Raw genomic sequence first — 21441 nt, 5'->3', positions numbered from 1 at the left:
GACATCAGCGGCGAAGAAAATTCGCTATACTGCCAGCCATCAGGCGTGTTGCTTCTGTTTTTAACAGGGATAAGGCGTTGTGATTTAGTCTTTTTATGCAGATCGTGAGATTAATAAAGTTGTTAAAACATGTTCAAGGTATGCGACATGACAAACGTTAATTGGCCTGCGGTGCTCAAATATGCCGGTGATTCTGAGCTGGTATATGTTTCTGGTGAGCAAGCATGGGCCGAAGACACTGACTTGCATGCGCTGGGTTATCAGGAAGAAGATGTTCTGATTGATTCCAAAGGAATGCTCTTTGTACCGCAAGCATTGGCTAGCCAGCAGGCGGCATTGATACCGACCGGGCGTCAACTAACGTTGACGGAAATGTTGAGTTATGTGCAGCTGCATCAATCATGCTCGGGTTTCTGTTGTGCGGCGAAATCCAACTTTGCAACGATCGAAGAGGCTGTCAGGGCTCTGGATGAAATGGCTTAAATGCATATAGAGCGCAGAAAAGAATAACCAATAAGTAAATGAAACAGGATGGAAAGGGCGATATGTGTCAGTGAACCGGAAATGGATAAGTTTCTGATGCTAATTGTACCCTCGACGTTTTGACGTTAATGGTAAGTCGTACTGGATATGTGCGGCGTTGACAATATCTGTTTTATTTATCTTCAGCAAAAGGAGTGGATGTCTGGTGGAAGTGCATTTTGAAACGATGGACCAAGAGGATGTCAGATCTACCTTCGTTTTTTATAAACAAGGTATGATGCCAATTATTTCTGAAGCAATTGGATGGGACGAAGACTTTCAGCAAGAGAGATACCAAAACAGGCTTCACTCAGATTGGTTTTACTGGCTAACGCAAAATGGCCAGCGATGTGGTTATGTCTGTTATAAATACACTGACACTCACCTGCATGTACATTTGTTGATTCTTTTTCCTGAGTATCAACGAAAAGGCATTGGGCGAAAGGTTTTAATTCGGTTATCAGAAGAAGCGTATAGAAAAAATAAGGTATTGTCACTGAGTGCGTTTAAAAATAATCTTCCTGCTATTGCGTTATATCAGTCATTGGGTTTACAGATTCTCAGCGAAGATGATCTTTTCTACGATTTCACTAGTGTGATGTAAGGCGTTATTCGTCCAAACGCAAGAAATTCAGTCATTTTTATCCACAGTATGAATACCATTATTATCCATCTTCAATAGTGGTTGTTTTAAATGCGTTTGAGAATGTTGCTAAATAGCTGAGGGAAGAACGGTGTTAAATATAGAAACAGAACGACTCGTATTACGTCCATTAGTACACACAGACAGTGACTCCTTATTAGATATATTTTCTGACCCTGTAGTTATGGAATATTGGGATGGTTCACCGTGGCGCACTATCGATCAAGCACATGCATTTATCCATGATGCCCATTTGGAAAATGAGCGCAGGGAAAGCCTGACGTTGGGTATCTTTGCGCGTGATTCAGGTGAGCTGCATGGGAAATGTATGTTGTTTAAAATACATGAGGAATCGAAGCGGGCTGAATTAGGATTTGGAATCGCAAAGTCAAGTTGGGGAAAAGGCATTGCGCTGGAGGCGACATCGGCTCTTGTGACATACGCTTTCACAACCATGGCCCTGAACAGATTGGAAGCGGAAATTGATCCTGCGAATTTCGGTTCCGCTCGATTGCTGGAACGTTTGGGCTTTATAAAGGAAGGGTACCTGCCTGAAAGATGGATTATTGACGGCAAAGTATCAGATTCTGCATTGTATGGTTTGCTGATAAAAAATTGGCAGTCTTCACATTCATATTGATCCGAAAATATGATGACGTGAGTCTTTCCCTTAAGCAGAAGAAAAAACAGGCACTTTAGGTGCCTGTTTTTAAATCAAGAAAAATAGCTTATTTCTTACGGCAGTATTCAGCAATGATGAACATTGTCTGACCGTTAACTTTGCCCTGAATGTGTTTAGGATCATCTGTCACGCTGATACCACGAACCGCAGTGCCTTGTTTGATGACCATGCTGCTGCCTTTAACCGGCAGATCTTTGATGATAGTGACATCGTCACCTTTTTTCAGCTCAACGCCATTAACGTCGCGAGGCTTGTCTTCGTCAGACAACATACCTTTTTCAGCCCACTGACGAGTGTCTTCTTCCAGGTACATCATATCCAGCAGATCTTGTGCCCAGGTTTCAGAAGCCAGGCGGTTAAGCATACGGTAAGCCATAACCTGAACGGCTGGTTCTTGGCTCCACATGCTGTCGTTCAGGCAGCGCCAGTGGTTTTGATCCAATGTTTCCGCATCTTCGATTTCTGAACGGCATTTCTCACAAACCATTACACAGCTACCAGCTGTTGCATCTGGAGACGCTGGTACTTCGTAAACGCTCAGGCCTTCAGTGGAGGTACAAAGCTCACATTGTTCACCAGAACGCTGCTTAACAATAGATTCGATACTCATAGGAAAATTGTCCGTTATTGTGTAATGGTAATTTCACATACAGTGTGTTGTTCGGTTTAATATTATGCCATTAAATCCCAGAAAGGGAAGGAATCCAGATCAAGATCACAACAGTAAAGTGCGTATCGGGCGTAACACCGGCAGTCGGAATCAGTAAAATCCTGCGTTAAACTGGGATAAATTTGTGGTAACAGCTAAGCTTTCTATGACAAGAAATGAACTGTCATTTAGGTAACAGACTATCAGGGGATGCTATGAGAAAGCTGGCTGTACTGCTTTGTATTCTGGGACTTACTGGATGTAATGACGATGATGTTAAAGATACGCTGACAGGAAAAGCTGATGTTTATGCTGTTACGTCGGCCAAACTTGATGGTGAAGACCGTTTCAAGGATCTGGCAACACTGGAAAATGAGACAGGCACTACGGTTCCTGATGATTTTCCGGCTGGAACACCGGATGAGCTGGCTCAACGACTTGCATCTCTGGGCATTGACGTTGAAGAGACATCCTGCGGTGCCATCGATACCAGTAATGGCGACGTCTGTTTTGGCGAAGAAGGCAATAAAACCTGTGTTCCGCCGGAAGTTCAAACGGTAGGACTGACCATTTACAAAATCAGTATCGGTGATGTGAAATTAGCGTATGACAATGGTTTTTATCCCAAACTCGCCGCGGAACTGTTAGGCAATACCTATGCGTCATTTGATATCGACGAGGTGGCTTGCTCAGTTATTGGGCAATAGCTTAGCTTAGCTTTGATTTGAATTTGCCGTGCTGGCGTCTTCCCTTGGAACTTTGAAACAGGCACCGCCACGGCAAATTGTTCTTATGCTCTCATCTTGTCCAAGCAATGTATGTTGATGTGACCTCTTTTTTTGTCACCGATCTTGACGTAGTTGATGCTAATGTTACTGATGCTAACGTAGCATTGGCCTGCGAATTAGCCCCTGCATACTTGTTCTTTTCAGCCTCATTATGAGGCGGCTCCTCAAGTTGCGAGACATATAACGCTTCTTGGAAACGTCACTTCCGGACTTCAATAAAATTCAGCTACTCAGTCGCAGGCCTTACTTAATATCAGTAATTTGCTTTGAAAGATTGATACATTGCCCCGAGCTTAAATTGTCTTGGAAATCAATCTCATGAAATTACCTGTTTTATTACTGGCGATCGGGGCTGCCTTGAACACGCCATACTCGCTGGCTTCTGATGTGACTAGCTATGTGGTTGGTGGCGAGCCAGTAGTGGCAACAGATGATCAGAACTGGATGGCCTCGATTCGGCTCACCCAGGCAGATACCAGCCATATCTGTGGCGGCAGCCTTATCAACAAAGATTGGGTGCTGACCGCCGCGCACTGCTTGGTTCATTCGGGGGATAAAGGTTTTTTCGTCTTGGCGCCAAATCAGCTGAATGTGATGATCGGTTCAAAAAGTGTGGATGTTGAAGATACATCCAACCTTTATGCCATCACGCATGTGGTTGTCCATCCGGCTTATTCGCCAGTGCCAACGGTGAAAGTGACTTCCCAGACGGATGGTTCAGTCGTCACTGAAGTCCTGTCGTTGGCGCTTGATAATGATATTGCTCTGCTCCGGCTGGAACAAAGTGTACCTGAGTATAAAGCGACGCCGATTCAGTTGACCAATGGTCTTATGGCAGATGAGCTGGATAGACGCTTGGCCGATGAATGGGAAGATTCTAAACGTCCGAAAAATACTAAAGTGTCAGGTTGGGGTTCGATCAAGCCTGATGGCACCGGTATCGCTGAGCGGCTCATGGAAGCAGAGCTTGCATACCTGCCGATTGATGAGTGTTTCGAGCGCCTGGAACTAGGCAACCAAGCTCACTACATTATCGATAGTCCGCTAAACCGGACCAAGATTTGTACTATGCCACCAGAGGCATTGTTTGATGATGAAGGAAAACCCCTTGGGCATGGTGCTGATTCCTGTAAAGGGGACAGTGGTGGACCGTTGAGAGCAAAGGATGCTAACGGTAACTGGTTACAGCTGGGCATCGTTAGCGGAGGTCCCGCCGGAACACCAGTATGTGGATCGTATTCCCGCCCAGGATTCTACACCCGTGTAGGAACCTACTTTGAATGGATCGAGCAAAACGTCGGAAAGATCCCGGATCAAATCATCACGGAACCTGATTTTATTGTTGATCAGAACAATGACAGCAGCACAGGCGGTGGCAGTGATAGTGGTACGGGGGGGACGCCGGGCGGCAAAGACGAGGAAATCACTGGCGAATGTAATCCGAGTGTCGAAGGCATCAGTCCTAGCAACTGTAATATCTCATCGGGTGGTGGCGGTACTGCTTCATGGGGAGCCTTGTTTTCATTGCTGGTGGTCGCAGGCTGGCGACGATTTCGTCATCGTTAACAGCAAGCAAACAATCATAGGAAATCGATAGGGCCTAAACCTTGATGTCGGCTGCCTGTGAGGGATCTATTGGTTTAAGACGTATCTATTTGTCATAAGGTGTTAGCTGTAAGGTAGCCATCTGCAAGGTAGCTATCTGTAAGGTAGCTATCTGCATCGCCACTATGACTGCATGATCACTATAAATAGCTCTGAGCTATTCTCAATGGCTCAGAGCTATTTCTATATAAATTTCCCCAGAACGCTTTTTTAGTTGGCTATTCTGAACGGCAGGAAGTGACATTTTTAATAGATTACGCCTTAATCCTTTCTCGATATTCTCAGTGACTACTGAATAGCCTGGCTGAGTGTTTTGCCGTACAGATTCTCAGCGTTGAAAACTGACCATTTCATCCTTTCCGTTCAAACAGATGCTGGTCGACGCCGGCGTTGTCTGTGCAAGTATCTTTCCGTGTCGGACAGAGTAACGAACCGGAACCTGCCGACGCAGGGCATCAAAGTCATTTTCAGCCGGTAGTATGATCAGATTGCCGGGTTTACCATCATCCAGGCCATAGTTATCCTGTAAGTTCATGGTGCGTGCAGAATGGGTGCTGATTAAATCAAGAGATTGATTTAATTGCTCGTAGCCCATGATTTGACAGATGTGAAGCCCCATGTGCAGTACCTGGAGCATGTTTCCGGTTCCCAGTGGATACCAGGGGTCAAAAACATCATCATGGCCAAAGCAGACATTGATTCCGGCGGCCAGCATTTCTTTGACACGGGTGACGCCTCGTCGTTTCGGATAATCGTCAAATCTTCCTTGGAGGTGGATGTTTACCAGTGGATTGGCCACAAAATGGATGCCGGAGAGTTTGAGGAGTCTGAACAGTCGTGAAGTGTAGGCGCCATTATACGAGTGCATGGCGGTGGTGTGACTGGCAGTGACCCGATGACCGATTTGGTCCCTGTGGGCCAAGGCAGCAACGGTTTCCACAAAGCGTGATTGTTCGTCATCAATTTCATCACAGTGTACGTCAATAAGCGTATTGTATTTTTGGGCAAGCTCGAACACATAGTGAAGAGATTCAACACCGTACTCGCGGGTAAATTCGAAGTGCGGAATTGCGCCAATTACATCAGCCCCCATTTCAACGGCTTCTTTCAGCAGTGCTTTTCCATTAGGGTACGAGAGAATCCCTTCTTGCGGAAAAGCCACTATTTGAAGGTCAACCCACTCTTTTAGATCTTCTTTCAGTGATAGCATCCCTTTTAGGGCAGTCAGAGTCGGGTCAGAGACGTCCACATGGGTGCGAACATGCTGAACACCATTTGCTATCTGCCACTTTAGGGTTTTCAGGGCGCGTTGTTTTACGTCCTCTTCGGTGAGGAGTGCTTTGCGCTCAGCCCAGCGTTCAATACCTTCAAACAATGTCCCGGTCTGGTTCCAGTTGGGCTCTCCCGCCGTTTGTGTCGTATCGAGATGAATGTGAGGTTCACAAAACGGGGGCATTGCCATGCCGCCTTCGCCATCCAGTATCGTGCCTGAATAGTTAAGCTTGGTATCCATGGAAGTAATGCGGCTGATCACTCCCTGTTCTATAAGAATTTGGTGTAAGCCGCTGATTCCACGTAGGCTGACATTGGTTATCAACAGGTTGGCTTTAAGCATCATTCATCGTCCCTATGTGTAATTCCGGTTTCTGAGTATTTCCAGACTGCTGGCCGTATCTTTTCAGTATCGCTTACACCTTATTAATCCAACACAAAAAGGGGCTGAATATGGTATCTCATCCATCTTTTTTACGACCTCTTTGCTTGTGATGCCGGAATGAAAATGGGGAGAAGAGGAAGGAAAAATGTTTGATGTGCGCCCAACAAGGTGATAGTGGGCTCTGTTGATTGTAACGGAGGGCATTGAAGTGTTTTTACGGCCGCGTGTTATTGGCCAAACAGGAAAGTACAGAATGCAATACTGGCTTAATGCTCTGGGGGTAAACTGTGAGCTCTCTACCTGTGGATAACTCTCTTATCCACAAAAGTTGTGAGTAACTCTGTGGGAAATGCTCCGGTGCTAATAGCCATGCTGCTTTCCGCAAAGTCAATACCTTTGAATAATGAAAAATGATGTAAATTCAACACCCTTGATGCAGTTCAATTAATCGACATCTTGAGTGGAAATTTCACAAAGTGATGATTTTTTCGGGTTTGGTGTCCAATTTGTTAGATATCTAAATGGTACTGAACGAAAGATGATGTGCCTCGGAGACCAACACACTCAGGTAAGTGGTGCTCGGAAATGGCTCACTTGTTTATATTGTTTGTTTTTACACGTGTTGATTTCGTCAGGTTATCGACTGCAACGGGATGGAGGGCCGTGCATTAATGTGCAGGCTTTGGGCTAGCCAGGCTCCTGGCATCGAGTCATTGGGTTTCTACGTGCCGAGTGAAGTATTTTTCGGTTAATGGCTCTGTCTGATGATTTTCTATACCTAATATTTTTTCAGAGGACCAATTTTCATTTAGCTCTGGGGAATGACGGCTTTGAAACGGCAAGAGTGTACATGTAAGTTCACCCTGAATGATATTTGGGAACTGAACAAAAGTGGTGATAATTTTTACGTGGTTATTGTGAACCAGTAGACAAATAATACATCTGAGGCGGCATACAAAAATGAGTAAAAATAGATATGACGTAATTTTTTGTGTATTAAGGTTTATCGGTTAGTTGAATTTAACTGAGGCTTGAAAAGAGGAGAGTGGCAGGGTGGAGGCAAAAAAAGTGGCGCCAGAGCGCCACTGTTTAGTTATTTTCTGTAAGAACTAGCGATATTATCAATACGCTGGTTGGCACGCATAGCTTCTTGATAAGCAGCATCAGCCGCTGCGCGTGCATCGTTTACAGCGCCAGCCATCTGATCTTGCTGGCTTTGTAGCGCACCAACCTGATCAGAAAGCATATCGACTTTGTTGGTGAGTTGCTGCATTTGATCTACTTCGTCTGAGCTTGAGCAGCCAATTAGCGTCGCACTCAGGATGATTCCGGTAAGGATAGATAATGAACGGTTCATTTTTCTTAATTCTCCTTTGTTTGCCACTACAGACCGAGTGTTAAAAGATTCAGTCGGCAGAATTAGTATGGCAGAACTTGTGAAATTTGCTGCTTGAACATCAATTTAACGCGATTTTTTTTCTCTCAAATGTGAGAATCATCGCCTAAACAAGCGTAAAAATGCGGTCTGCGGTGTTACGAGCTTTTGCCTTGTAAGACTTGTTCGATGGTATCAACCAGGCGTTTCGGGTTGAGTGTGTGTTGCACTTTTTCGATTAGCGAACCGTCAGGTTTCAGGAAATAGAAGTAAGAGCTGTGATCGACAGCGTATTCAAGGGCCGATCCTTCCAGTTCTGTTCGCATATATAACACGCCGTATTTTTGCGCTAGGGCTTTAATCTGCTCATCTGTCCCCGTCATCCCAGTAATATTTTTGTGGAAATATTGCGCATATTGAGCACTTTTTTCAGCTGTGTCACGTTCTGGATCAAGAGTAATAAAGACAGGCCAGACACGTTGAAGTTGATCGTCATTTAATTGTTGCAATGCTGCCGAAAGTACAGCTAGAGAAGTAGGGCAGACATCCGGACAATGGGTATATCCGAAATAAACGACACGGATACGTGAATCTTCATTGTTATATAAATCGATAGCTTCTTTACCGCTTTCCAGAATATTCATAGGATATTCAGGCTTTGCAGCGGTCTGATTTTGCTTATCAACAATAATGCTGGTAATAAGGCCGGCAGCGAGCGCCAAAGCCAGAATTATCCATTGGTATTTCATTGTTTCATCCTTACTGAAATATATTGCGGCTGATAATCATTATTGATCGTAGTGGGTATAATCCGCCCTTTCCATGTCATTGCATCTGACACACAGAAAGGCAGCATCAGCTCACCTCGAAAAAGTGGGCTGTCAGATTCTCGGGTCAACTTGGCCTTATAAACACCCATCATCATCTCATGCCCTTCGAGTTCCACTATGAGTTCTTGAATATCGTTATCAAGTTTTGGCCAGGTAACAGAGAGGTTGGCTGGTGCCATCGGGCGAACAATATCTGTGTCCAACTCAAGCTGTGCTGAGGTTGTGTGACAGGGGGTTGTCGATAGCGCACAAATCTCCTCATCAGGTACACCTGCTATCAGTGTTGCCGTCGAGGTTTGCTGTGCATGAGAGGACATGCTATCCCCAAGCGAGCCGGACAGGACATTTTTCCCCATCCAGTATGTTAAGCCAAACCCCAGTACACATGCGCCGGCAAGGAGTACGGGATGATTCAGATGTCGCTTCATTTCAAAGACCTAACAGAAAACAGTGCGCGAATCATATCACTGAGCAGGCGAGTCACGGTGCTGATATGTGCAATTTGTGAGGAGGCTTTTGATAAAAAGGGGGAATTGTTGCTGTGACTGGATGTCTGTAATGCCTTTTTGACGTTAATAACATCCGTGTTATCACCTTGTTGGTGTTCTGAGCTGTGTTCAGGAAAATGCTAGCAGGATCACTTTAAGAAGAATACGAAAAGTGACCTCTACCTCAAAAGTATTACGCAATAGGAATAATATCCTGATCCGATTCCAATCAAATACATAAATTGCTACAGGATAATTCCGATGAAGAAGAATAAAGTGTCTCTGGGAATAATGGTTGCAGGTCTGTGCTTCAGTTCCCTCAGTTTCGCAGCTAACGACTTACCTAACATCAAAATTCTGGCAACTGGTGGGACTATCGCCGGTGCAGGACAGTCAGCGACAGAATCCAGCTATACCTCAGGACAGGTTGGTGTTGAGTCACTGATCCAAGCTGTACCCGAAATGACCAAAATTGCGGATGTCAGCGGCGAGCAAGTTGTGAACATTGGCTCGCAGGATATGAACGATGAGGTTTGGCTGAAACTGGCCAAACATGTAAATGAATTGCTGGCGCGAGATGATGTTGATGGCGTGGTGATCACCCATGGCACAGACACTATGGAAGAGACAGCATACTTCCTGGATCTGACAATCAAAAGTAATAAGCCTGTTGTGTTGGTTGGTGCAATGCGCCCGTCAACCGCAATGAGCGCGGATGGCCCGGTCAACTTATACAATGCAGTTGTGACTGCGGCTGATAAAGACTCTGCCGGACGCGGTGTACTGGTTGCCATGAATGATACGGTGTTTGATGCACGTGACGTCACTAAGACAAATACCACTGCCGTTGATACTTTCCGCTCACCAAACATGGGGGCGTTGGGGTATATCCACAACAGCGACGTTAGCTACCAGCGTAGCCCGGAACGTAAGCACACATCGGAAACGGTTTTCGATGTGACTAAACTCGATAAACTGCCGAAAGTCGGTATCGTTTATAACTATGCGAATGCCTCGGCGTTGCCAGTTAAAGCCATGGTTGAAGCTAACTTCGACGGAATTGTGAGCGCCGGTGTCGGTAACGGTAATATGTACCACACGGTATTTGATGAACTGGCAAAAGCCAGTAAAGATGGCGTGATGGTGGTACGCAGTGCCAGATCGGGGGCGGGTTCCACAACATTGGATGCAGAAGTGGACGATAAGAAATATGGCTTTGTTGCGTCCGGTACGCTAAACCCGCAGAAAGCCAGAATCTTGCTTATGCTGTCTCTGACACAAACTCAGGACTATCGTGAAGTGCAGAAGATGTTCCAGTATTACTGATTTCAGTGTGAACGATTGCGAGTGCTTTGTTCAGGCTGTAGTGAGTATCAGTAAGTACAGTTTTCAGTAAGCACAGTTCAGGTACAGAAAAGCCCGGCATAGTCCGGGCTTTTTGTATTTTGGTGAATGATTAAAGGTATACCTTAATCTTCTGCGAGCTTTTCAAGCCCCCATACCAGGGCAATACCGACAATCATTGCCAGAACAGCATAGCCCAGCAGTGCAGGCTGGCCGGTTAGCTGTTCAAAGCTGAGAGGGGACAGGTTCTGTTCAATCAGGGGCACTTGTTCACCGCTGGAGTTTGTACGCCAAGTCAGTGTTTGTTTCCACGGCCAGATTTTGCTGAGAGTACCTATCATCAGGCCAGTCAGAAATGTCAGGGCAATGTCCCGATAGTTGCGTAGTACCCAGGATAGAACATGGGAAAACGTCAGCAGGCCAATGACACAGCCAGTAGCAAACAGTCCCAGGGTGGTGATATCCAGCGTTTTAGCAGCTCCAAGAATCGGGGTATACATGCCAAGCAGTAACAGGATGAAGCTACCTGAAATCCCCGGCAGAATCATGGCACAAATGGCGATAGAGCCGGCAAGGAGAATATTGAGCGAGGTCGGCTCCAGGTTCAGCGGGTGCAACACCGTAATGCCGAAGGCAAACAAGGCGCCTAGTGCGACAGCAACGAGGCGGCTGAAACCCCACTGGCTGACCTGCTTGAACATGTGAATTACGGAAATAATGATCAGTCCGAAGAAGAATGACCACAATGGGATTGGGTGGGTATGCAGCATCCAAGTAATGACACGGGCAAGCGTGAAGATGCTAGTCAGAATACCTGTCAGCAACAGGATCAGAAATGTACCGTTAATATGGGCAAATGCGGCTTTAAAGCCTTCGCGTCGCCAAAGCCCAATCAGACTCGGGTTAACACGGCGGATACTCTCAAGCAGGGTGTCATATATGCCCGTAATGAAGGCGATGGTGCCGCCAGACACACCAGGAACAACGTCTGCTGCCCCCATTGCCATTCCTTTCAAAAACGTAAGAACTTTACTCATGCTTTTCTGTAATCGAATCAATAATAAAAAACTGGAGGTATTATACCTGTTTAATAAAGAATTGGTCGGGTTTTTCATGTTAAGAGGTTGTCAGATGTCTGGCTCGGCGCGGTAAATTGTTCATAGGGATAACTGGACTTCCTGAGCCAAAACAGTATAAATCCCGGGAAAAATCATTAGAACCCAATATTTGTGTGACTAAATTCAAGGAATGTACAGAAGGTATTATCAACTTAGTTGAATAGACTCAACTAGAAGCATAAAATAATGCATTCCAAAGAAAATGGAGTTTGAGTTCAATATGATACCGACAGATTCGACACTTCGCGTTGTCAGACCAACCGACAATGTCAATGATATTGCCATCATGTACAGCAAAGCGCTGGGTTTTGAAATGCTAAAGCAATTCAAAGATCACGAAGGCTTTGACGGTGTTGTGCTCGGACACAAAAAGCACCCTTATCACCTGGAATTTGTGCATCAGATTGGAACAAAAGTAGGTAAAGCCCCGACTCAGGAGCATCTGCTGGTGTTTTATGTTGATTGCAGCCAAGCTTGGGAGCGCGCTTGTCGCAGCATGATTGATGCAGGCTTTAGCGTCGTTGAATCAAGCAATCCATACTGGGAACAGGTCGGTAAGACTTTTGAAGACATTGACGGTTACCGTGTTGTGCTTCAAAACCGCGACTGGGATAAGTGATTGCAGACCGGGAATGTGAAGTAAAGCTCAAGGATATCCTTGAGCTTTTTTGTTTGTATCTATCGATACCGATCACATCAGGTCGGGACCTGAACCAGTAAAGAATCAGCCGTATGCGATGTTAACTGCTAGTGGTGTCGTTTGGTTGCGACGGTTTGATAGGCTGATTTGAACATCAGCGTGAAACCATCCTGGGTCAGCTCTTTAGCGGAAATGTCAGCGGCTTTAAGGCGGCGGTAGCATTCGTCAAGCGCACGGATCACAGTATCTGCTTCATTCGATTTTAACTGTTTTGCAAACATTGCTTTTTCCTTAATAAGGCATTGACCTGGCCGCTTGATGGGGGCATACAGGCGAGGTGTTATGCCGATTACAATCATTGCTTGGATGAAAAGTCTCAGTGTTAACTTACAGTGTTTGTCATGAACCATCTCTGAATGGACTCACGCGTTTTTCTATGATTGCTTCTTTAAAACTGTAAGTTATCAATAAGAGTAATCAAGGAAAGTAGGGGAACTGTCAGAATAATGTTAGAGCGATGTCAAAAAGGAATGGATTTGCGATTTTGGTGCGAATTTATACTGCAATAATACGTGTTTTTATAAAATTTGTGGGTAGTTACCCATAATCATAGTGGCAAAATTATGCGTGGTTTATGCTGTGAGCATAAGCCAGCGAGTTATGATAAGCAGTATGATGTTCAAGCGATGAAAGTGAGTGGGAAAGTGACTCAGTCGGTGCCGTGACCACCCATGTCATCGGCACCGATGTTGAGATCAGATGTTTAGCTCAATAGTTCTTGTCAATTTCTTCCAGTTTTTTCAGGAATGCCTGAATTTGAGTCTCGTTGTTATTGTGAAACTCTGTGGTCGTTTGATTGATCACTGATTCAGGGTCTTCGTTCATGGTATGGAAGTGATATGTATTGTGGAAGTTGATATCCAGGCTGACATGCTCATCCGACAGGCTGACAGAGTAGCCATCATGACTTTCAGTGCATTTAATATCTTCCAGCTGACTGCCGAATTCTATGGGTTTTCCCTGGGTTTTTATTTTTTCGTAGACACTCAAAAGGGTACGTACATCAACGCTGTTTTTCATAATAGCCTCCATCTCTGCTGTCGATGAATGCAGGTACATTCAGGGCCGATAGCGGGTAGCAAATATCGCAGAATTTTCTATTCCTACTTTTAAATTTAGATTCTGCTGTATGGGCTGCAAGACAACCTGTCAAATCCTTATTCCAGATCAACTTTTTTAATTGCGTTTGATGTTGATTTTCCTCTTCATTTCAAGGTGACGGCAGGCAAATGAAGTGGTAGCTTGATAGTACGAAGAATGAAATCACCATAAAACGGAATTTTTATTATGTTTAAGCAGCTAGCCGAAGCACAACCGGACCCGATACTTTCCCTGACACTGGCTTTTCGTGAAGACCCGCGTGAAGAAAAAGTCGATTTGGGTATTGGGGTTTACCGAAATAATCAGGGGCAGACCCCTATCATGCAAGCTGTGCAATTGGCGCAGCAACAGGTTGTCGCAAACCAGACAACCAAAGCCTATGTTGGGCTGGCTGGCAGTGAACCTTTTAACCAGTCAATGATGGATTTGTTGTTAACTGGTACATCGGCACATTCGCGTTCAGCTGCAGTTCAAACGCCGGGTGCCAGCGGCGCACTGCGTATGCTGGCGGATCTGATGCATCTGGCGCAGCCTGATACAACGGTCTGGATCACGAATCCAAGTTACGTTAACCACAAGCCTGTGATGGAAGCTGCTGGCCTGAAAGTACGTTTTTATCCGTATTTTAATCCTGAAACCAAACAGGTGGACAGTGACGCAATGCTGGCTGAGCTGGCTAAAGCTGGTCCGAAAGATGTCGTTCTGCTGCATGGCTGTTGCCACAACCCGACCGGCGCAGATATATCCTTCGCGGACTGGCAGGCTATTACCGATCTGGCGAATAAGAATGGTTTCCTGCCATTTGTCGATATCGCGTATCAGGGGTTCGGTGACGGGTTGGAGCAGGATGCTGCAGGTCTGCAGCATCTGGCTAATAACGTTGAAGAAATGGTGATCGCAACGTCCTGTTCTAAAAACTTCGGTTTGTACCGTGAGCGTACTGGTGCAGCGATTGTGGTCAGCGATTCCTTGCAACAAGCCAACAAAGCGAAAGGCCGTATTTTGAACCTTGCTCGCTCTTCTTACACTATGCCACCGGATCATGGTGCTGCGTTGGTGGCAACCGTTCTTAATGATGCCGCACTGACGAAAGTCTGGAAGCAGGAACTGTCTGAAATGCAACAGCGTTTAGTATCACTGCGTCATGGTCTGGTTGAAGCCGTACGGGCGCAGGGCTCGGAGCAGTTTGATTTTATCTGTCTGCATAAAGGGATGTTCTCTGTGACAGGGCTAAGCCCGGAGCAGATTGGTCGACTGCGGGATGAGTTTGCCATTTATGCTGTAGGCGATGGCCGTATAAACATCGCGGGCTTGCAGGAAAATCAGCTTGATTACGTGGCGAAAGCTTTGCTGACGGTTTCTGCCTGAAAACGGTAGTACCGACCGTTGAGCACGGTCAGACACGATAGCTAATCACATGGGGCGCACATCAGGCGCCCCATTTTTCCAGCATTTCTCTGAGTTCTGAAGCCTGATAGGGCTTGCACAGAATATCGTCCATGCCACAGGCAAAACAGTCTTCTCGTTCCGCTGTGGTTGTGCCGGCGGTCAACGCGACAATCGGTTTTCGGTAACCGGATTTTCGTAGTTTTTCTGTTGTGGTGTATCCATCCATGATGGGCATTCGGCAATCCATCAGAATGATGTCAAATTCAGAGTTCTTCAGTATGTCCAGCGCTTGCTGACCATTCTCAGCAATGACTGGCTGAATGCCAAATTTACTCATCATGAGTGTAATAATCATTTGGTTGGTTTTCAGATCTTCGACAACCAGTACCCGAAGCGCATCAATTGGCCCTGGCAAATCCGGAGAAATTAGATTGGTGGTATTATCGGCATGATGTGGTTCCAGGGGGAGGGCAACTGTGAATGTGGCTCCGGCGTTCTCCTGACTGTTCACCCCAATAGCGCCGTTCATCTGTTCCGTGAGTTTTTTGCAGATTGCCAGCCCCAGTCCTGTCCCTTCATGATTTCGCTGACTTGAATTATCGACCTGAGTAAACGGCTCAAACAAATCCTGCTGGCTGGCCACAGGAATGCCGCAACCGGTATCTGTTACTGAGAATGACAAGGCGTTATCTCGCCAGCATAGCTCAGCGTTGACAGCTCCTTTCTGGGTAAACTTAATCGCGTTGCCGATAAGATTGACGTAAATCTGCTTAATCCTGTCTTCGTCCCCGATCAGCCATCGGGGGGTGTCTGGTTGACAGTGTATGTTCAGGGCCAGTTGTTTTTCATTGGCTCGGTGCTGAAAAATATCGTTTAACACCGTTGCCAGATTGTGACTATCAAATGGCTTGTTGGCGAGTTCCAGCATACCGGCGTTGATCTTACTGTAATCCAGCAGGTCATTGATGATGGCTCGTAACAGCTCCCCGGAATGGTTCAGTGTACTGAGCAAACGGTGCTGGTGCTGATCGAGCGAGGTGTCGGCAAGCAATTCAGCAGAGCCGAGCAGGCCATTGAGCGGCGTTCGCAGTTCATGGTTGATCATGGCAAGAAAATCTCGGGTGGATTTCTCGGATGCTTCTGCCTGTTGTCTGGCACGTATGGCTTCCTCCAGCTTGAGTTGACGGTCAATCGATGAACGAAGCATCTCCCCAAAAAGGTGCATATGTTGCTGAATGGTTTGAGACCATTCCGGCAGGGTATTGATGCGGGTGACAAAAAAACCGTCGACCGCGTGGTTAGACAAGGACAACCATAACGTGCCGTCTTTGGCATCCCAGTAATCGCCATTCAGGTGCAGGGTGTCAGGGCTGGTCCATTTCTGTTGTCGTCCGGAGGTATAACTGACATTGAGTCCCTTATCCAACTCACAGCGGAGGTATAACCCGCAGGCGCGAATAGTATGATTATCGACTAACGCATCAGCCAGCGCCTGAAACAGGGCTTCATTCGGGGGATGCTTGAGAAACTTGCGGCCAAATTCCAGCAGCTGCTTTTCAATCCGCATTTGATAAGCCAGGAGTTCCGAATCACTTTCCGCCCGGGCTTCGAGTTTGTCCAGACTCTTTTGAACGAGTAAATTGGCGTTAAACAGCTCCCGACTTTTTGCTTCCAGTAACTTCTCGGCGGTTCGTCTGGCTTCACGCTCTCGCTCCACTTTCTTTTCAAGGAGGGCAATGTGTTGGTGCAAATCCATAGTCACTCCGTGAGCCGCTCCACTTTGAAACGGACATGATCCTGCTGCCCTGATACCGGCATCATCTCGATAGCGATGCGGTCACCAAAATGAACGGCACAGCCTTTAATCAGCCCGAGACAGACGTGGCCCATGCAACGCGCTGACTTGTAGTCCATGATGAGGGTCGATTCTGTCTGAGACAGAAAATCAAACTTTGGCGGATTAGCATCAGGATAGAGTTTTTTGACTTCGGTGTGGATGTGGGCCTCAACCCGGTTGATGAAACTGAGGGTGTGGTATTGTTCGGCGGGCATTTCTGGCAGATTACTGAGCAGGCGAGGAAAAACGGCTTCGCCAAACCGCTCCTGTAATGAAGCTACTGAGTGTCCGGTGATGGCACTCAGGCTGCTTATTAGCCTGACCAGTTCCCGGTGGTCATAACTACCGACACTGGTATAACTTCCCTGATCGCCGGCATCGTCCAGCATTTGCTGACAGACCTGAAGGCCAAACTGATGCTCAACAATATCCAGAAATTCAGTAAAAATGATTCCTTTCATTTTACCCCTGACAGACATAATACTCCTGTCTGAAGTATGGGAAAGGAACGAGCGATGGTCAAAAATTTCTAAGTGATTACAAACCTTTGTCGCATCGCGTTGATGATGAAGACTTACCCGAATGGGGTAGATTTATGCAATGAAAATGTGAAAGAAAGCGGTTGGGATTATTGCATCTCGAACAGTGGGGAGTCAGCCTCGGCTCTGGCGATCAAAGCGTCACGCATTTCCTGGCATAAAGCGTCCTGCGCCGGAACCGGCAACGCTGCAATGTCGCTGACCAGGGTACCGAGTTCAGGATCGTGGTACAACATTCCGCATGCAGCGGGCTTACCTTTAAAAAATCCGACAAATAACTGGGCGGGAGAGTCCGGTTCAAACATGATTTGCGTAAGATATTCCACAACGGCGCTATGTTCATCCTGATCATCCCATTGGCTGGCGTATACGACGGCATAGCGGATGGTGAGAGGGTGGCAGTCAACAGGATAGATTGACAGGGCAGACGGTTCGTAACTGGCATGTGAAGCGGAAGTTGCGGTCAAACTGGTTTGCTTTGCCTGATACAACGCGAGACCCTGTTCACTTTCCGGCGTGGGAAATTCGGCTTCGGTGATGTGGCTGTCCATCCAGTGATTTTTCTTTGCGATGAGTGCTTCCATCAGTATTTCTGCCCCTGTGTTTTTACTTATTTCCCCACACCTTACCGTAATTAATCCGGTTAAGGTATGGGAATGGGGTTAATTGCTCAATTAATGACTAAAAATGACGTCATTGTTGTTTACCCGGTGTCTTTCACTATAAATCCCATCTTCAGCACGCTTGCCACAGCTGACGATCATGGTGATTTCTGCTTGTTTTGGCAGCCCTAACAGCGCTTTTATGCGCTTAGAATCAAACCCTTCCATCGGACAGGTGTCATAACCTTCTGCACGCATGGCTGTCATAAAAGTCATCGCTGCCAGCGAAGTGCTCTTGTGCAGGCAAACCCGTAAATCCGCTTTACTGACCTCTCTTACCATCGGTTTTCTCAAGCCCATGTAACAGCTCAGAACTTTTCGACCCAGTCCGAACAGCCCGAATCGATCATTGTTGTACAGAAACGGGATGAGTTTCTCATAGTAGCGTAGTGCGCGTTTTGCCGTTTCATCTTCACGGTCGGAGAAGGCTTCCCGGATAGTAGCCGCGTTTATTTCCGCTTGCTGCTTCCATTTGTAAGGGGTGACCACAAAGAGGACCAACTCGTTGGCTGTTTTCGCAGCATTCTGCCCCATACAATAATGCGCCAGTTTTGCCTTTTTATCCGCATTAATGACTCTGTGGAATTCCCATAACTGCATATTGGAACTGTTAGGTGACAGTGTAGCAAGCTCCAACGATCGCGTGACCACATCATGGTCAAATTCTGCGGCCTCATCGTATTTACGAACTGAGCGGCGGGAGCGGATGATATCGGCAAAAGTGTGGTGTTCAGCAGACATAGCAAGGTTAAGAGCCGTGAAATTAAGGGGGAGGCACTATACCGTTTTTGTCTGATGACGGATACCTGGCGGCAAACCCGAAACGGTGTGAAAACTCAAAAATAAGCGTTGCTACCAATGACTTTCTTACTTGGTGAAAGGTATCGGGGGGGGAAATCAAACTGCTAGCCCCGGAGTTTAATGTTTATCAAAAAAGTCTTTGTTTCTGATGTATTTGTTCATGTAGTGGTAGGTGATGGGGCGCAAAATCCAGCTGACCAAAGAGCGGTATAATCGTTGATACGTCGGCGTATCCTCATAAATTTTGCCATTATGAAGCCACAGTAATTTACCAACATGCCAGAACATCAGTGGCACGGGTGGCAGAAAGGTAACAACGTCTAAATCGCAGCAAATACGGTATGTTCTCTGCTCCAGCGGGTAGTGCTTTCTGAAATTCCAGAAGCCAGCAGCGGGTTGACCAAATGTCACAATGCGCTTAATGGCGTGCGGGTAACGCTGATACAGGCGGTGCGCAACCAGAATGGCCATCGCGCCACCGGAAGAATGTCCGGTAAATGCCACTCGTTTTCCCTGTGCCAGCAGAGGTTCAAGCACAGACTCAATCTGCTCATAAATGGTTTTGCTGGCAAAATCGCGTTGCCTTTCCTGAGATTGCTGGAATTCCACATTCATACTGTCAGTGACAAACGGGTCAGCAGCAGCTGGCGGTAGCTGACTTTTTTGCTCCAGCAATTTGTAGTAGCCCCAGTGAACATGGCAGCGTTTCTGCCCATAGGGTAATTGCTTGGGTAAAAATGCCAGGTTAACTAGCCAGTCCCAGATACTTTGAGAACCTTTAAAGACCACCACAATCTCCGGGTGTTCCCCCCAAAGCACTCGAATGATTGTACGCCCCCAGCGGTCAGTGATTTCATGGCGTCCTTCCGGGGAAAAACCGTATTGCGTGTGATTAAAGGTGGTGGGGTAGGCAAGCTGACACAAGATGGCGTAACGCTCATATTGATAACGTTTAAGAGGTTTCATTCATTTCCTGATGTGGGTGCAGAACTTGCTATGTAACAGACTCCTCCCAACTTAAAGGTGATTTATCTCAAACAGATGACACCCACTTTGAATCTGTTTGAGGTGACATAAAAAATGTCATGCTATGCGGTTAACCTGAACATACATCGAATTGGGTTCAAATTTTATGAAAGATAATGCGTAAAGCTTGAATGATTTGATATAAGAATAGATGTGTTTGGGCTTATTCTTTTTGGCAATTGTTAGCAAATGCATGGCAGGTAACATGATGGAATATGATTTTAAGTCTCACCCGTTCGTAAAACTCACACAGGCAGCGCAACCGGAAGAACTCTTCAGACAGTTTCAGGGGATGATGGTGGCTGGTAAGGCTATGGAAGCTGCGGCGGTGTCGAATGCCCGTCAGATGATGGACCAGAGCTATCAGCAGACACTCAAAATTCTTGAAGAAATGGATCGAAAATTTTATCAGCAGAAGGAAGAACAGCCATCGTTGCATTTTCCTTTTGATGTGTTGGATCAGATGACTCGTCAGGCGCATGAGCAGTGGAATCGCGTCACCGGTGTTTCTGGTCAGGAGCAGAAGCAAGCAGAGGAAGCGTTAAAAGCGCAGCTCGCTGAAATGGAAAAGCTGCTGTCTGAGCGTGATGACACGTTGGAAATCGCCTTGGCCGATATTGATAAGGCGGTTAAAGCTAAAGCAACGGCACAACGCAATGCGCGTAAAGTCAAAACGGAACGTGAAGAGTTTGAAGCGCAATGTAAAACTCTGTATGAGGATATTAAAACCAAGGATGCGAGCCTAGCAGAAGTCCAACAAGAGAATAACCAGCTTAAAACCAAACAGGTTGATTTGGAAAAACGCCTGGAAGTCTTAAACGCCGAACTGGCAACACTGAAGGTGAAACAGGCACAAAACGCAGGTGCCTGATTTCAAGTAAGTCTCTATAGCCAAAATAAAAAAGCGCCCACTGCGGCGCTTTTTTTCGTTTTGGCTAATAAGTCAGGGCAAAGCATGGCTTGAACGATGATGCTCAGTTAGCCATGAGAAAGCAGACAGAAAAATGTGATGCCGTCAGCATCCTTATTTGTCTCGTTCACTATTAATAGGAATATTCAGAGTGTTTTGTTATCACTGTTGTTAACACAATCGAAGCCGTTGCAAAAAGGAGTAGTGGTCAATGAGCAAGCAACAACGGGAAGTGACATTACGTTTTCTGGCCGAGCCGGGAGATGTCAATTTTGGCGGTAAAGTGCACGGTGGTGCCGTGATGAAATGGATCGACCTTGCGGCTTACGCCTGTTCCGCCGGGTGGAGTGGCAAATACTGTATTACAGCTTACGCAGGCGGTATCCGTTTCGTTAAGCCGATCCATGTCGGGAACCTGGTAGAAGTAACGGCAAGAGTCATTTATACCGGGAAAACCTCAATGCATATCGCGATTGATGTGCAGGCATGTGATCCGAAAGAACTGGAAAATCAGCTGACTACGCACTGTATTATGGTCATGGTGGCTGTGGATGAAGCGGGTCAGCCGACGGAAGTTCCTGAGTGGCAGCCGGAAAACGCGGAAGATAAAGCCCTGCGGGAATCGGCCATTAAACTGATGAACATGCGAAAAGAGATCGGCGAAGAAATGGAAGCTCACGTTAAGTTTATCAAGTAAGCCCTTGCCTCGAAGATAAGAGCAAGCAACGCAGTTCAGGGAGTGAAGCTCTGCTAGCGTTGCGATGAAGCTGTTGTT

At 46.4% G+C, this 21441-nt stretch carries 23 protein-coding genes; 10 read left to right on the top strand and 13 right to left on the bottom strand.

Going from position 1 to position 21441, the window contains the following annotated elements:
* Nucleotides 1-147 precede the first annotated feature (147 nt).
* From C9I92_RS15680 to C9I92_RS15670, 3 genes are all read left to right on the top strand, one after another.
* Nucleotides 148-483 carry a DUF4144 family protein gene (locus C9I92_RS15680; protein WP_047885950.1) on the top strand — a complete coding sequence of 112 codons (336 nt, stop codon included), beginning with the start codon at nucleotides 148-150 and terminating at the stop codon, nucleotides 481-483.
* 205 nt (nucleotides 484-688) lie between these two features.
* Entirely contained in the window at nucleotides 689-1126 is a 438-nt protein-coding gene (locus tag C9I92_RS15675; RefSeq protein WP_146149701.1) for a GNAT family N-acetyltransferase, read from the top strand.
* Between the two features lie 130 nt (nucleotides 1127-1256).
* Nucleotides 1257-1805, top strand: coding sequence for a GNAT family N-acetyltransferase (locus C9I92_RS15670; protein WP_084712606.1), 549 nt, complete (start codon nucleotides 1257-1259; stop codon nucleotides 1803-1805).
* Between the two features lie 88 nt (nucleotides 1806-1893).
* On the opposite strand, the gene C9I92_RS15665 is transcribed toward C9I92_RS15670, so the two are convergent.
* On the bottom strand, nucleotides 1894-2457 hold the full coding sequence (locus C9I92_RS15665) for a PhnA domain-containing protein (protein ID WP_047885947.1): 564 nt from the start codon (nucleotides 2455-2457) through the stop codon (nucleotides 1894-1896).
* Between the two features lie 254 nt (nucleotides 2458-2711).
* Here C9I92_RS15665 and C9I92_RS15660 point away from each other — a divergent pair, with 254 nt between their 5' ends.
* A complete protein-coding gene (locus tag C9I92_RS15660; RefSeq protein ID WP_047885946.1) occupies nucleotides 2712-3203 on the top strand; it encodes a hypothetical protein in 492 nt (163 codons plus the stop codon).
* 399 nt (nucleotides 3204-3602) lie between these two features.
* Nucleotides 3603-4850, top strand: a complete 1248-nt coding sequence (locus C9I92_RS15655; protein WP_047885945.1) for a S1 family peptidase — start codon at nucleotides 3603-3605, stop codon at nucleotides 4848-4850.
* A gap of 367 nt (nucleotides 4851-5217) precedes the next feature.
* Here C9I92_RS15655 and C9I92_RS15650 read toward each other — a convergent pair whose 3' ends face one another.
* The 4 genes from C9I92_RS15650 to C9I92_RS15635 form a co-directional block, all read right to left on the bottom strand.
* Nucleotides 5218-6504: a cytosine deaminase gene (locus tag C9I92_RS15650; protein ID WP_047886352.1), complete on the bottom strand. Its 1287-nt coding sequence runs from the start codon at nucleotides 6502-6504 to the stop codon at nucleotides 5218-5220.
* 1135 nt (nucleotides 6505-7639) lie between these two features.
* Nucleotides 7640-7903 (bottom strand): Lpp/OprI family alanine-zipper lipoprotein, encoded by a 264-nt coding sequence (locus tag C9I92_RS15645; RefSeq protein ID WP_047885944.1) that lies wholly within the window; start codon nucleotides 7901-7903, stop codon nucleotides 7640-7642.
* Between the two features lie 176 nt (nucleotides 7904-8079).
* Entirely contained in the window at nucleotides 8080-8670 is a 591-nt protein-coding gene (locus C9I92_RS15640; protein ID WP_047885943.1) for an SCO family protein, read from the bottom strand.
* Complete coding sequence (locus tag C9I92_RS15635) at nucleotides 8667-9179, bottom strand: hypothetical protein (protein ID WP_146149700.1); 513 nt, start codon at nucleotides 9177-9179, stop codon at nucleotides 8667-8669. Before C9I92_RS15635 ends, C9I92_RS15640 begins: the two co-directional genes overlap by 4 nt.
* 321 nt (nucleotides 9180-9500) lie before the next feature.
* Here C9I92_RS15635 and ansB point away from each other — a divergent pair, with 321 nt between their 5' ends.
* Complete coding sequence (gene ansB / locus C9I92_RS15630; RefSeq protein WP_047885942.1) at nucleotides 9501-10565, top strand: L-asparaginase 2; 1065 nt, start codon at nucleotides 9501-9503, stop codon at nucleotides 10563-10565.
* Between the two features lie 143 nt (nucleotides 10566-10708).
* Here ansB and C9I92_RS15625 read toward each other — a convergent pair whose 3' ends face one another.
* Nucleotides 10709-11620, bottom strand: a complete 912-nt coding sequence (locus tag C9I92_RS15625; protein WP_047885941.1) for a polyprenyl-phosphate transporter — start codon at nucleotides 11618-11620, stop codon at nucleotides 10709-10711.
* Nucleotides 11621-11921: 301 nt separating this feature from the next.
* Between C9I92_RS15625 and C9I92_RS15620 the strand changes: the two genes are divergently transcribed.
* Entirely contained in the window at nucleotides 11922-12320 is a 399-nt protein-coding gene (locus C9I92_RS15620; protein ID WP_047886350.1) for a VOC family protein, read from the top strand.
* Between the two features lie 128 nt (nucleotides 12321-12448).
* Here the strand turns inward: C9I92_RS15620 and C9I92_RS25445 are convergent, their stop codons facing one another.
* A complete protein-coding gene (locus tag C9I92_RS25445; RefSeq protein ID WP_169776041.1) occupies nucleotides 12449-12622 on the bottom strand; it encodes a hypothetical protein in 174 nt (57 codons plus the stop codon).
* Between the two features lie 487 nt (nucleotides 12623-13109).
* Nucleotides 13110-13421 (bottom strand): DUF3081 family protein, encoded by a 312-nt coding sequence (locus C9I92_RS15615; protein ID WP_047885940.1) that lies wholly within the window; start codon nucleotides 13419-13421, stop codon nucleotides 13110-13112.
* A gap of 267 nt (nucleotides 13422-13688) precedes the next feature.
* On the opposite strand from C9I92_RS15615, the gene C9I92_RS15610 reads away from it, so the two are divergent.
* Entirely contained in the window at nucleotides 13689-14870 is a 1182-nt protein-coding gene (locus C9I92_RS15610; RefSeq protein ID WP_047885939.1) for an amino acid aminotransferase, read from the top strand.
* A gap of 61 nt (nucleotides 14871-14931) precedes the next feature.
* Here C9I92_RS15610 and C9I92_RS15605 read toward each other — a convergent pair whose 3' ends face one another.
* The 5 genes from C9I92_RS15605 to C9I92_RS15585 form a co-directional block, all read right to left on the bottom strand.
* A complete protein-coding gene (locus C9I92_RS15605) occupies nucleotides 14932-16647 on the bottom strand; it encodes an ATP-binding protein (protein WP_047885938.1) in 1716 nt (571 codons plus the stop codon).
* 2 nt (nucleotides 16648-16649) lie between these two features.
* Nucleotides 16650-17189: a heme NO-binding domain-containing protein gene (locus C9I92_RS15600; protein ID WP_047886349.1), complete on the bottom strand. Its 540-nt coding sequence runs from the start codon at nucleotides 17187-17189 to the stop codon at nucleotides 16650-16652.
* A 167-nt stretch (nucleotides 17190-17356) separates the two neighbouring features.
* The gene (locus C9I92_RS15595) at nucleotides 17357-17851 is read right to left on the bottom strand and encodes a hypothetical protein (protein WP_047885937.1); all 495 of its coding nucleotides are present in this window, start codon (nucleotides 17849-17851) and stop codon (nucleotides 17357-17359) included.
* A gap of 90 nt (nucleotides 17852-17941) precedes the next feature.
* Nucleotides 17942-18670, bottom strand: coding sequence for a nitroreductase family protein (locus C9I92_RS15590; RefSeq protein ID WP_047885936.1), 729 nt, complete (start codon nucleotides 18668-18670; stop codon nucleotides 17942-17944).
* A 177-nt stretch (nucleotides 18671-18847) separates the two neighbouring features.
* A complete protein-coding gene (locus tag C9I92_RS15585; RefSeq protein ID WP_047885935.1) occupies nucleotides 18848-19696 on the bottom strand; it encodes a lipase family protein in 849 nt (282 codons plus the stop codon).
* A gap of 265 nt (nucleotides 19697-19961) precedes the next feature.
* Between C9I92_RS15585 and C9I92_RS15580 the strand changes: the two genes are divergently transcribed.
* On the top strand, nucleotides 19962-20627 hold the full coding sequence (locus tag C9I92_RS15580) for a hypothetical protein (RefSeq protein ID WP_047885934.1): 666 nt from the start codon (nucleotides 19962-19964) through the stop codon (nucleotides 20625-20627).
* 250 nt (nucleotides 20628-20877) lie between these two features.
* Nucleotides 20878-21363, top strand: coding sequence for an acyl-CoA thioesterase (locus C9I92_RS15575; RefSeq protein ID WP_047885933.1), 486 nt, complete (start codon nucleotides 20878-20880; stop codon nucleotides 21361-21363).
* Nucleotides 21364-21441 lie beyond the last annotated feature (78 nt).

It is taken from the genome of Photobacterium ganghwense (genome assembly GCF_003025595.1).
GTDB classification, from domain to species: domain Bacteria; phylum Pseudomonadota; class Gammaproteobacteria; order Enterobacterales; family Vibrionaceae; genus Photobacterium; species Photobacterium ganghwense.
Note: the sequence above shows the minus strand (reverse complement) of the source record. Positions and strands in the feature narration are given on the sequence as shown.